Annotated in this window: 11 protein-coding genes and 1 pseudogene; all 12 read right to left on the reverse strand. The window is 33.1% G+C overall.

Translation table 11 applies throughout. The annotated features are described in order from the left end of the window. Positions 1 to 20: 20 nt before the first annotated feature. Positions 21 to 467, reverse strand: a pseudogene (gene lspA / locus UF10_RS05460) (signal peptidase II); the annotation flags it as partial. 225 nt (positions 468 to 692) lie between these two features. Next, positions 693 to 1700 carry a tryptophan--tRNA ligase gene (trpS, locus tag UF10_RS05465; RefSeq protein WP_106776824.1) on the reverse strand — a complete coding sequence of 336 codons (1008 nt, stop codon included), beginning with the start codon at positions 1698 to 1700 and terminating at the stop codon, positions 693 to 695. Between the two features lie 378 nt (positions 1701 to 2078). Next, positions 2079 to 2978 (reverse strand): sulfite exporter TauE/SafE family protein, encoded by a 900-nt coding sequence (locus tag UF10_RS05470; RefSeq protein ID WP_106776825.1) that lies wholly within the window; start codon positions 2976 to 2978, stop codon positions 2079 to 2081. Between the two features lie 242 nt (positions 2979 to 3220). Further along, positions 3221 to 3919, reverse strand: coding sequence for a 5'-methylthioadenosine/adenosylhomocysteine nucleosidase (locus tag UF10_RS05475; protein WP_106776826.1), 699 nt, complete (start codon positions 3917 to 3919; stop codon positions 3221 to 3223). Between the two features lie 200 nt (positions 3920 to 4119). After that, a complete protein-coding gene (locus UF10_RS05480) occupies positions 4120 to 5175 on the reverse strand; it encodes a YeiH family protein (protein WP_106776827.1) in 1056 nt (351 codons plus the stop codon). Between the two features lie 312 nt (positions 5176 to 5487). Next, positions 5488 to 6378 (reverse strand): sulfite exporter TauE/SafE family protein, encoded by an 891-nt coding sequence (locus UF10_RS05485; protein ID WP_106776828.1) that lies wholly within the window; start codon positions 6376 to 6378, stop codon positions 5488 to 5490. A 162-nt stretch (positions 6379 to 6540) separates the two neighbouring features. Further along, positions 6541 to 7548, reverse strand: a complete 1008-nt coding sequence (locus UF10_RS05490; RefSeq protein ID WP_106776829.1) for a proline racemase — start codon at positions 7546 to 7548, stop codon at positions 6541 to 6543. A gap of 84 nt (positions 7549 to 7632) precedes the next feature. Further along, positions 7633 to 8097, reverse strand: a complete 465-nt coding sequence (locus tag UF10_RS05495; RefSeq protein ID WP_106776830.1) for a glycine/sarcosine/betaine reductase component B subunit — start codon at positions 8095 to 8097, stop codon at positions 7633 to 7635. A gap of 11 nt (positions 8098 to 8108) precedes the next feature. Continuing rightward, the gene (gene prdD, locus UF10_RS05500; protein WP_106776831.1) at positions 8109 to 8867 is read right to left on the reverse strand and encodes a proline reductase cluster protein PrdD; all 759 of its coding nucleotides are present in this window, start codon (positions 8865 to 8867) and stop codon (positions 8109 to 8111) included. A 168-nt stretch (positions 8868 to 9035) separates the two neighbouring features. Continuing rightward, positions 9036 to 9767, reverse strand: a complete 732-nt coding sequence (gene prdB / locus UF10_RS05505) for a D-proline reductase (dithiol) protein PrdB (RefSeq protein WP_106776832.1) — start codon at positions 9765 to 9767, stop codon at positions 9036 to 9038. A gap of 26 nt (positions 9768 to 9793) precedes the next feature. After that, positions 9794 to 10180, reverse strand: coding sequence for a CBO2463/CBO2479 domain-containing protein (locus UF10_RS05510; protein ID WP_242969061.1), 387 nt, complete (start codon positions 10178 to 10180; stop codon positions 9794 to 9796). 48 nt (positions 10181 to 10228) lie between these two features. Next, positions 10229 to 12130: a D-proline reductase (dithiol) proprotein PrdA gene (prdA, locus tag UF10_RS05515; RefSeq protein WP_106776834.1), complete on the reverse strand. Its 1902-nt coding sequence runs from the start codon at positions 12128 to 12130 to the stop codon at positions 10229 to 10231. Positions 12131 to 12519: the final 389 nt, after the last annotated feature.

Here is a 12519-nt window from a genome sequence, read left to right on the forward strand (position 1 = left end):
ATTTATATAAAAACTATAAACTAATTTTCTTCCTTTCCACTTTTTAATAAATAAATACAGAGTAATAAAGTTCCAATGACTACAAATACATCTGCTATATTGAATACGTAATTCCAAATAAATCTAAAATCGAAAAAATCTACTACATAGCCCATCTTTACTCTATCTATTAAGTTGCCAATAGCTCCTGCTATGATTAGGCAAATTGATATTTTAGCAAGTTTAGAGGTCTCTGATTTATGTATATATACCAGGCCAACAACAGTCACAATAACTGCTACTATTATGAAAAATACTTGCATATTTTCAAATAAGCCAAATGCTGCTCCACGATTTTCAACATAAGTAAGATGAAATACTCCATCTAAAATTGCAACACTATTTCCATACTCCAAAAAATTCTGCATAAAAACCTTGGATACTTGATCTAGCAACACCAAAATTACTATAAAAATTTCGTACATAAAAACTCCTTTATCTACATCTAAGCTTTCATAATCACACTAAAGCCTTGATTTTATGTGATTGCATAATAGTCCATAATAAATTATTATACCATAAAAAATAAAAGTATCGGTCTAATTGCGATACTTTTATTTTTTATATTTTTAAATTATTTTAATGCTTTAATAGTAATTAAACACAGATAATTTATAATCTTATCAACTCTTGTCCTTATAAATTATTGATTACTAATAGTTTCTTTTTACAAAACCTATTTTATCATATACTGCATCTAAAGTTTCTTTCGCTCTCTTTTCTGCCTTCTGAGCACCCTTTACATAAATACTTTCTAGGTAATCTCTATTATCTAAAAGATAATTATACTGTTCTCTCATTGGTCTAAGAGATTCAACTACTGCCTCTGCCATTTCCTTCTTGAAAGCACCATATCCCTTACCTTCATACATATCTACTATCTGTTCTACAGTTTGATCAGTTAAAGCAGAATATATATTTATTAAGTTTCTAAGACCTGGCTGTTCATCACTATAATTAACAACGCCAACTGAGTCAGTAACAGCCTTTTTAATTTTCTTTGCTGTACTATCAGCACTTTCAGCTAAAAGTATATATCCATTTTCATTAGAATCTGACTTGCTCATCTTCTTTAGTGGTTCCTGAAGACTCATCACTCTAGATGTACCCTTTGGATAGTAGCCTTCTGGTACTACAAAAGTATCAGAAAATCTATTGTTGAATCTTTCAGCTAGATCTCTAGCCAACTCCATATGTTGCTTTTGATCATCACCTACAGGCACTACATCTGCCTTGTATAAAAGAATATCTGAAGCCATAAGTACTGGGTATGTAAATAGACCTGCATTAAGATTAGCCTCACTCTTTTTTGACTTATCCTTATACTGTGTCATTCTACTAAGTTCGCCCATGTAAGTCATAGTGCTTAATACCCAATTAAGTTCAGCATGTTGTGGTACATGTGATTGTATAAATATTGTGTTTAAGTCAGGGTCTATTCCACAAGCTATAAACTGTGCTAATAGCTCTATTGTTTGTCTTCTAAGTACTTCTGGATCTTGAGGTACTGTTATAGCATGCATATTTACCATACTGAAATAACAGTCAAAATCATGTTGTAAATCAGTCCAACTTTTTAGAGCCCCTAAATAATTACCTAATGTCATCTTTCCAGACGGTTGAACACCACTGAATATTACTTTCTTTCCTTCTCCACTCATATCATTCTCTCCTTATATAGTTATTTCAGAACCTATATAATATATTAAAAGTTTTTACCTAAATTCATTATATACTTCTTTAAAAAATGTGTCAATATTTGGGCTAATATAGCTATATGATGTTCGATTAGATTATATAGCTATTAAATAAGGGATTTATAATCTCATGATTATAAATCCCTTATTCTAAGTAAATATTTTTATGCTATTTTTTTAATATTTTTAATACTTCATTCAATATTGTTTTTCCCCTGATATCCTTTTATTAAGCTTTTACATAAAAAATAGACATCTTTAAGATTAGATTGTGCAAAATCACAAACTAATAAAAGATGTCTACTTAACTGATTATATATTTTTAAAAAATTGTAATATTACTTACACTGTTTCTGCATTTATTTCATTCTGTGAAGATTTGTTTTTAAAAGCAGCCTTTAACATCATGAATGATGTTACAGCAACTACTATTATTACTAATACCTTCAACTTTTCTATTGGAAGTCCCTTTACAAAGAATGCCGCTATAAATACACCTACCATACCTGCTAGCGATATTATTACTGAATTCTTCTTAGCATATGCATCTTCCTTAACAAACTTAGCTGATGCAACTGGCATAAGTAGTGCACATGATCCCATCATTATCGGGAAAGCTGCTGATGGATCCATTCCCATTGAATATACTACTACCATTGCTGGAGCATATAGACCTATACCTGCTGTCATTAAAGCACCTAGTACAAAGAATAGTACTATTGCTACTATTAACTTAACTCCATGAAGACCTAGTGCTGTTCCACCTATTGGTAATACATTTAATGTTGATAATAATAACATTACTGCTGAAATCAACAGTGCAATACCCATTATTATCTGTATTTTTCTTTCATCAGTCTTAGCTATTACTCCAGCACCTAGGTATGATCCTACTACTGCTGCAGCAATTAGAGATACCAATGTTATTGGTTCAACCTTTGTAGCCTGTATAAATATTATTGCCTCACAAAGTACTGGTAAAGTACATGAAACATTAAGAGTAGCAGGTATCTGCTTATCTTTTATATTACTCTTAAAAGCTTTAAATAAAAATACTGTTGGAGCAAATGCACCAATTCCTAGTGTATCAAAGAAATTAGTAGAGAAACCTATTATAGCTGGCTTCCATGCCTTTTCTTCCTCTAATCTACCTTCTTTTTTCGCCTTAAATATATCCTTGAAAAATACTATTGCGAATCCTACTACTGCAACATATAGTAATATCTGTAATACCTTTATCATTTTCTTCTAACCCTTCCTTTTAAACTAAACCTAATTAAATTTATTTTGCCAAATAAATTATTCCTATAATTTCCAATTTTTTCTCTAAGCAAGGATATGACTATATGAATTTGCATAAAAATAAAACACCCCACTTAATCATCAATCTATAAGTCTTTATATATTGATTTTCAGAAAAGTATTTTACTTTTTAAAAAACTATCAAATATATGCTTTTATAATCTTATAAAACTATTAAATTGTTATAATCTCTTCAACATATTTACTACCATTTCTTTTGAGTTTATGGCAGCAATTTTGACAAATTCATCATATGTCATATCTGCTGAACTATCAGCTTTATCAGATATTGCGCGTATTATAACAAATGGAACTTCATTTAAATAGGCTACATGAGCTATAGCTCCACCTTCCATTTCGCAGCAATATCCATTAAAATCATTCTTTAAAACATTTTTTGTTTCATTATCAGCTACAAATTGATCACCTGTAACTACTCTGCCTTTGTAGGCTTTGAATTTTAAATCTTCTTCAAGAAAAGCATCGTATGCTGCTTTTATCATTCTTTCATCAGATTTAAACACAGAAGTTTTCATTCTAGGTATAGTACCTTTTGGATCTCCCAATGGAGAAGCATCTACATCATATTCTATAGCATCTGTAGAGATAACTATATCATTAATATTTAACTTATCATGCAAAGCTCCTGCTACTCCAGTATTGATTACTGAGTCTACATTAAATTCACTTATTAATATCTGTGTACACATAGCTGCATTTACCTTAGCTATGCCACATTCTACTATAGCAACTTCTTTTCCTTCAATAACCCCTTCTTCAACAGATAGACCTGCTATCTTTGTAGTTTTTCTGTTTATTAGCATCGAAGTAAGTTCTTTTACCTCTTCTTCCATTGCTCCTATTATACCTATCTTTTTCATGCGCATCAGTATACTAAAAGTATACTTTACTCACTCCCTTCTATGTTTGTAGTTGTTTTCGTGTTAATGGAAATATTAAACTATATTACCATTTTAATAATCCATATTTATAACTAATTTTATATAGATTATTATTTGTGTTTGTGTGTTTGTGTGTTTGTGTGTTTTGTGTTTTTTATATTAAATGCAATTCTCTACACCTACAATAGGCCAGTGAATTTCTGCATCAATAAACTTACTAATATTATTCCTACCCAACAGAATGATCCAAGTAATATTGGCTTTCCACCTGTCTTTATTAACTTAACTATATCTGTATTAAGACCTATTGCTCCCATTGCCATCACTATAAAGAATTTACTTACAGTTTTCATCAATGAGAAAAATTCTGGAATCAAATTAGCTAAGCCACCTGATATTATACCACTACTTATCATAGATTGAAATACTGTTGTAATAATTGAGCAAAGAACAAAATATATTATAAATGAAGGTACCATTTTACTTATTTTGTAAGCTCCTACTCTTGAGCCCTTAGACTCTTTCTTAGAGTAGTATAGTGATAGGAAGAATGTTATTGGTATTATTGCCAAAGTTCTTGTTAACTTAACCACTGTAGCTGAATCCAATACCATTGTTCCTGTTTGGTGCATACTGTCCCAAGATGACGCCGCTGCAGTTACAGAAGACGTATCATTTATTGCTGTTCCTGCAAATACTGCAAATCCTTGATTACTTAGCCCAATCAAATCTCCTATAGTTGGAAATATTAGAGCCGCTATTATGTTAAAGAAAAATATTACTGATATAGCCTGCGCTATTTCATCACTATCTGCATCTATTACAGGAGCTGTAGCCGCAATTGCAGACCCTCCACATATGGATGATCCTACACCTACCAATATTGATATTTTCTGCGGAATATTCATCTTCTTACTCAAGAAGTATGAAATTATCAAAGATGTGGCAATCGTACATACAATTATTGGCAATGAAGCCTTACCAACCTTGACTATCATCTGCAGATTTAGACCAAATCCTAATAAAATTACTGCATATTGTAACACTTTTTTTGATACAAAATTTATACCACCTTGAAATCTTTCTTTCTTTTCATTCATTATTGTTCCAACAATTATACCTATAATTATAGAAAATACAGGCCCCCCAATTATCGGAAACATTTTCCCTAAAAACCAAGCTGGAATAGACATTAAAAAACAGAATATAATTCCTTGATACTTATTTTCTGACATGAATTTCTCCCCCTTCCTCTTACTATGTTCAATACATATCTATTTTACATTTCATTAGAGAAAAATTCAATGATTTAAGCAAATATTTTTATATAGTTTATAAAATAACAGCAAAATGATTATATGAATTTTTTTATTAATTTATAAACCTTGTATTTATTGAAATTTCAGTCTTTTGTGTGATTTTAGCTATTATTGTTTTTTTAATTTTTTTATATTTTTAAACCTTAATTAAGTAGTATTTTCTCATCAAAAATACCCTTAGAGGATATATACCTCCAAGGGCATTAATAATTATTATGAATAAGTAGATTAACTTACTTTTGGCTCTTTTGGTTTTTTATTTGTAAATGCTGCCTTAAGCATCATGAATGCTGTAACAGTAACAACTATTATAACTAATATTGTTAATTTTTCTGTTGGTAAGCTCTTTACAAAGAATGCAGCTATAAATACACCTACTAAACCGCTTATTGCGATTATAAAAGCATTCTTCTTAGCATATGCATCTTCCTTAACGAACTTAGCTGATGCAACTGGCATAAGTAGTGCACATGATCCCATCATTATTGGGAAAGCTGCTGATGGATCCATTCCCATTGAGTATACTACTACCATTGCTGGAGCATATAGACCTATACCTGCTGTCATCAACGCACCTAGTACGAAGAATATTGCGATACCAGCTATTAGCTTTCCGCCGTGTAGTCCAAGAGCTGTTCCTCCAATTGGAACAATTCCTAATACTGATAATAAGAATAAAAGTGCTGATGCTAAAAGTGCAAATCCCATAATTAACTGTATATTTCTTTCATTTAATTTAGATATAATACCAGCTCCTACGTATGAACCAACTACAGCTGAAGCTATTAAAGATACCAATGTTATTGGTTCAACATTAGTTGCCTGTATAAATATAATTGCTTCGAACATAACAGGTAGTGCATCTGCTGCATTTAGAGTAGCAGGTATTTGCTTATCATTTATATTGTGTTTAAATGCTTTGAAAAAGAACACTGTAGGTGCAAATGAACCTATACCAAGTGTATCAAAGAAATTTGTAATAAAACCTGTAGCTACTGGTTTCCAAATTTTTTCTTCTTCTAATCTATCTTCTTTCTTTGCTTTAAATACATCTCTAAAGAATATTATTGCATAAATAATAAATGCCGCATACAATAATATTTGAAGTGCTTTAATCATAACGATTTCCTCCTCATTTTACAAAGAATCAGGGGGGGAATCCCCCCTAATTAAATAACTAATTCCAAATAACTTTTCCTTTAAATCGCTAACAAAATAAATTAAGTAACTAGCTTAATTTATGAATAATTAAATCCTTTGTAAAGTAATTTTAAAAGTATCTTACTTTAATATAAATCCGTGCTTAACTGGGTCAGTTTCATCTATTACAAAATGGTTGAACCCTGTAATATAAGCTGAACCACTAATCTTCGGTATTACTGCATCAAATGTATCAACCTTTGCAGTTCCAACTATTTCACCTTCGAATACTGTTCCTAGGATTGATTCATAAACGAACTTTTCTCCCATTTTGAACTTACCCTTAGCATATAAAGTAGCAAGCTTAGCACTTGTACCAGTACCACATGGAGATCTATCTACCTGTCCCTGTCCGAATACAACACAGTTCTTTAATGTAGCACCTGGTGTATCAGTTTCTGACCACCACTCAATTAAGTCTACTGTATGAATATGTGGCATTTCTGGATGCTGAACTGGTATTTCTGCGTTTATGATATCTCTTAACTGCATACCTAATCTATTTAGTGTATCAGCATTTTCTGGAACTATTTCAACACCTATCTGGTCAACCTTTACTATTGCGAAGAAACTTCCACCAAATGATATATCAAACTTAATCTTTCCGTATCCTGGAAGTTCTACTTCTTGATCTTCCTTGTATAAGAATGCAGGAACATTTTCAAATGATACCTTCTTAGCCTTACCATTTTCTACAGAAACTTCACCCTTGATTATTCCAGCTGGTGCTTCCTGTACTATATGAGTTATAGGTTCATGTACTTCTACCATTCCTGTTTCAACAGCTACTGTCATAGCTCCTATTGTTCCGTGGCCACACATATTTAGGTATCCGCCACCATCCATAAAGATGATACCATAATCAGCTTCTGGGTTTGTAGGCTGAGTTACGATTGAACCGAACATGTCATTATGTCCTCTAGGCTCTAACATTGTTGCTGTTCTTAGATAATCAAGATTATCTTCCAACCACTGCTTCTTTTCTGGCATTGAGTTTCCAACTATGTTTGGTATACCACCTACTATAATTCTTGTAGCTTCACCAGCAGTATGGGAATCGATTGCATGAATACTTCTATTAAATTTCATAACTATGTACCTCCATTCAATTAATGTTATTAAATTATTAATTTATATTAAATTATTAATTTTTCTAATTTATTTTTTAATTAACTATTTTTGACGCATTTTAAACTTCAAATATACAAGTGCCTTCCTTGCATCTACTATATCGACATTGTTTTCTCCAACAACCTCTGTTTCAATACCTTCTTTGCTCTTGTTTATATCGACAATCGTGTCCATATATTTATTTGTTACTACAAATTTAGCTTGAACACCGTTGAATGTCACTCCAACTGTTGGTATACCTCTTTTTCCTATTTCCTCAAAGGTATTGGCATAGTCTACATGAGAATTTCCCCAACCGTCAGAACTCAAAACAACACCGTCTACTCTCATAGCTTCACACCATGCAGCAGCTCTCTGACCAACTAAATTTTTATACTTGTTATCATCAGGTGTACCAACTACGATTACACCTACAAAATCAACATCAGTATCTTCTCCCATAACTTCTACCAATGGGTCTCTAAACATATGTAGTGATGTCTCTTTTGTTGAAGGACCTATACCCATTACTACACCCCCTATACTAATGCTCTCAAGATTCCGTCCCTATATTCATTAGGTGACAGTACCATTGGCATATTACACATATCAATTATAGATGTACCGCCTTCGAAACCACTAGGCTCTTCAGGGAATAATAAATTGTCGTACATTGCGCCCTGTCCTGCAACTTGCTTTACTAATACAACTTTCTTTTTTCCTGGTGAAATCTTGTCTAAATATTCATATGAACCGCTTGCACTTCTACCATCAACTGTCTTAAGTGCTTTTCTAATTTCTTGTATAAAATTATCACAAGCTCTAAAGCAAGCATTTGGAAGCTTTCTATCAAATGGCAATCCACCCTTTATAGTAACGTCCATATGTATTATATAGTCTTTCGTATCAGGTGTACCCCTTCTACCAAATATCATTTGCTCACTCAGTATACCTTCAGATGATCCAAATTCATGCATCTGTCTACCATCTTCATCTACGCCAGTCAACATTACGCAAACACCAGTCAAAGTATGAGTTATACCTTCACCTATATCTCCTAAAACCTTTGTAGAAACAGGTATTATATCCATAATTGTATTAATTTGCCTGTCATAATCTCCAGGCTGTATAATCTCTAACTTTATATCACTGATTAAATCATCAGCTGCTTTCAATTCTTCAATCTTATCTTGAACTATCTCAAGAATATCGCCTTTGATTGCAAATCTTTCGCCATATTCTACCTTGTTTATAGCAAAAGGTTTAATTACAAGACGTCTAAGAATTCTTTCGTCCATAATATGACCACCTTTGGTATAAAATTAGCAATTAAGAATAAAAAAATCAATATTCTTAATTTTCAAAATAGTAAACTTACATCCCCTACATTGCTATAGAGGATGAGTTTACAATTTTATATTTCTATATTTTTATTTCCAATCACAATCAATTTGATTATCAGCTAACTATATAGCAGCGTGATATTCAAATGGTAGTGGAACTATCTTACCTGCTGAAGGAATAGCAATTAACTGCTCTAAAGTTGCCTTTAGTATTCCTGTCTGCATTTCGATATTGTGTGGTTCACCAGCGTTAGCACCCATTGGTACTAATGGAGCTACGGCTCTTGGAGTACCATTCTGTCTAACTACTGGAGGAAGTGCTGCTATTATTATTGTAGGTATACCAGCTTCCTCTATTGCTCTCTGCACGATCACGGCAGTTCTATGACAAGTACCTCAGCCAGCTGTCATAACAACGCCATCCACACCTTCTTCTTTTAACTTTTCAGCTATTGCTGGTCCAGTTTCGTGTGTGAATGCATCCTGGTTTCCACCGCCACCCATGAAAGTGTAGTGACAAGGAGCAACGCCCTTTATGAATCCTTCCTTAGCAAGTTCGTGTAATCTTTCGATTGGGAACATGCAGTTTACGTCTCTATTTACGTCAGAGTTATCGTATCCACCATGAGATACCATAAGATCTTCTGGAGTAGCTGTGTCTGGAACCATTCTAAATCCAGTATCACCTGCTAGGTTGAATTTTTCATCACTCTTCATATGTACACCGGCAGCTGAAGCCAATGCTATTACCATTTCATTTAATGGTTTTGTAACAGGAGTCCAAACTGGAGGTGGTGTTATTGGAACATATATCTCTGATTGAAGTCCTGGAACTGTTGTTAACTTACGACTCATTATATTTCTCTCCCTTCAAAATAGATCTAAATTTCTGATTCAAGTTCTTTAATTTTAATCTTTTTTTCCAAATCAGCTAAGATAGCCGTTTTTTCTAAGATTTCTTTTTCAAGTCTTGTCAGATTTTCAATCTTCTTTTCTTCTTCTACTTTTTGCTGACTAACTATTTTTCTCAAATATTCCTCGTTAGGTTCTGGACGTAATACCTCTGGGTTGCTTAACATAAATCCAACTTCATGTCCTACCTGAGGATTATAGTCAGTAATAAGCATTCTGTTTGGTATTTTAAATTGTCCAAGCCTACCTTTTAAGTCTATTGTGACAGCGCCACCTTCAACATTAGTGATGACACCCTCATAATATTTTTCTGAGGATATATATCTTAAATCTTCTTCCATTTTATCCCCTTTCAATAAAAAGTTCTTTGAACAAAATTAATTATTATTTATCAATTATATAGATTACTTGCTTTCTACTGGAGTATAAGTATCCTTAACTACACCAGCATCTATATCTTCTCTTTCGTATAATCTACTTCTCTTTTCAGTCATGTTAAGAGTAGTTTCATTATCTTCTAAAGGAATAGTTACTCCTAGAGCACTTTCTATAGCATCTATATTATTTAACTTAACGTTGTTATTCCACTTTCTTTCAGGAGCCTTAACTTCTTCTCCTTCAATAGCGTTCTTTAACATAGCTACTATTCTGTGAGCTTCTTCTGGAGCTAGAGTATTGTTTTCAAGTATTTCATTTTCTATACCCTGTCTAGACTTGTTGTTGTCTACCATGTGAGTCATGTACTTATTACCAACAACTAGAGCACCCTGAACAGCACAGAAAGATACACCTACTACTGGTATTCCTCTCATACCTATCTGTTCGATATGTGAAGCGAAGTCTATATGGTTGTTACCGAAACCTTCAGTAGTTACTACTGCTCCGTCAACTTCCATAGATTCAACTAACATACCTAATCTCTTAGATACATAGAACTTTTCTGAGTTAGCCTGAGGTGATCCAACGAATACTACACCTACTAGGTCTAGTTCATCATCTTCCATTACTCTCTTAACTAATGGCTCTCTCCAGTAATGTCTTGACATTTCCTTAGAAGCAGGTCCTATACAAGTTAATGCATGGATACCACCATCTAATACTTCAAGTGGAGATAATACAACTGGAACGTTTCCTAAGTCAACGTTAGGTCTAGCGCCTAAAGTACCAACTGGTTCAACTGGTAGTATTAGGTTATCATGCATAGCACCCTGTCCCATTATTTCCTTTACTATAACTACTTTTCTCTTTCCAGTTCTTCTGTACTGCTTGATTTCCTCAGTATCAACTACTAAAGATTCATCTTCAACAGCCTTAAGAGCTTCTCTTATTTCCTGAGTTATGTAGTCAAATGCCTTATGAGCTGCAAGAGGTCCTGGTCTTTCCATGTTAGTACCTTCTTTTATAGTTACCTGTCCCTTAATGAATATTTCACCAAAGTCAGCTGCACCTGGTCTACCCCACATCATTGTTGTATCCATTGCACCTTCAGATGAACCGAACTCACCTATCTGAACACCATTTGCATCAGTACCAGTAAGTACCATTACAACACCGTCAAGAACTCTAGTAACACCTTCACCAAGATCTCCTGATTCCTTAGTTGCTACTGGCTGTAAGTCAAGAACTGCTTCTGAGTATTCATTGTATCTGTCCTGAGTTATTATATCTAACTTCATGTCATATACAAGTTTTTCAGTATCTACAGCTTCCTTACATATTTCTTCTGGATGTCTTATTGTAAGAGTAGTTCCGTTGATTTCAGTTACATCACCGAATTCAACCTTATCTATCTTATAGTGCTTCTTAGTAAGACTTCTTATTAACTTTGTTTCTTCCTTTATTACTTCACCAGCTGGAGCTGCTTCTACTATTGTACCAGCCTGTCCTGCTGCTGCAGCGATTCCTGTAGGTATTTCAAGGTTTATATCCTTACCTTCACCTATATGAATCTTTATTGTTCCACCTAAAGCAGATGGAGCTGCTACTGTAGCTGTTGGAGCTGCTGTTTCTTCAGCTTCTTCTTCAACATCTTCTTCAGTTTCTTCTACTAATTCAGAATACCCTTCCATATTATCTGTAGTCATTGGAGCAAGTGCATCTAAAGTTTCCTTCATTGTAGCACCTAGCGCCTGACCAATTGTTAGAGCATTTTCTGGAATTTCCAGTAAACCAGAATCAATTAGGTCTGGGAATATAGCTGGATCTTCAAGATTTGCCGCCTCTACTACTGTTCCTGCTTCAAATCTGCAACAGCAGACTGCTGGATCATTAGCATGAGCTTTTGCTGTTTCATTAGTTATTGACATAGCAAAAAACCTCCTTAAAAGTTAAAATTTAATTTATAACAAATATATATAGTCCTTACCGCAAAAAATTGTCTATTGTGTTTTAATTAAAATAAAACGGTAATTCATTATACATATTTTTTTGTGAATTGATCTTTATACAGATCTCATAAATTATAAATACCCCTATTATACGTGTCTAAATTATAAAGCTATACAATATTGATATTTATTTTTTTGTGACACTGTCACACTTCTTGCTGATGTATCTATATTATATATTATACTGTTAATTCTATTATAATACAAATACTCGTTATTTAACACCCTTTAAACAACTACTTAAACAAAACACACTATACGCTATAATATATAGCAAAACAAATGCCAACTTTTTCATTTTTATTATA

It is taken from the genome of Peptostreptococcus russellii, from assembly GCF_003012055.1.
Classification (GTDB): Bacteria; Bacillota; Clostridia; order Peptostreptococcales; family Peptostreptococcaceae; genus Peptostreptococcus; species Peptostreptococcus russellii.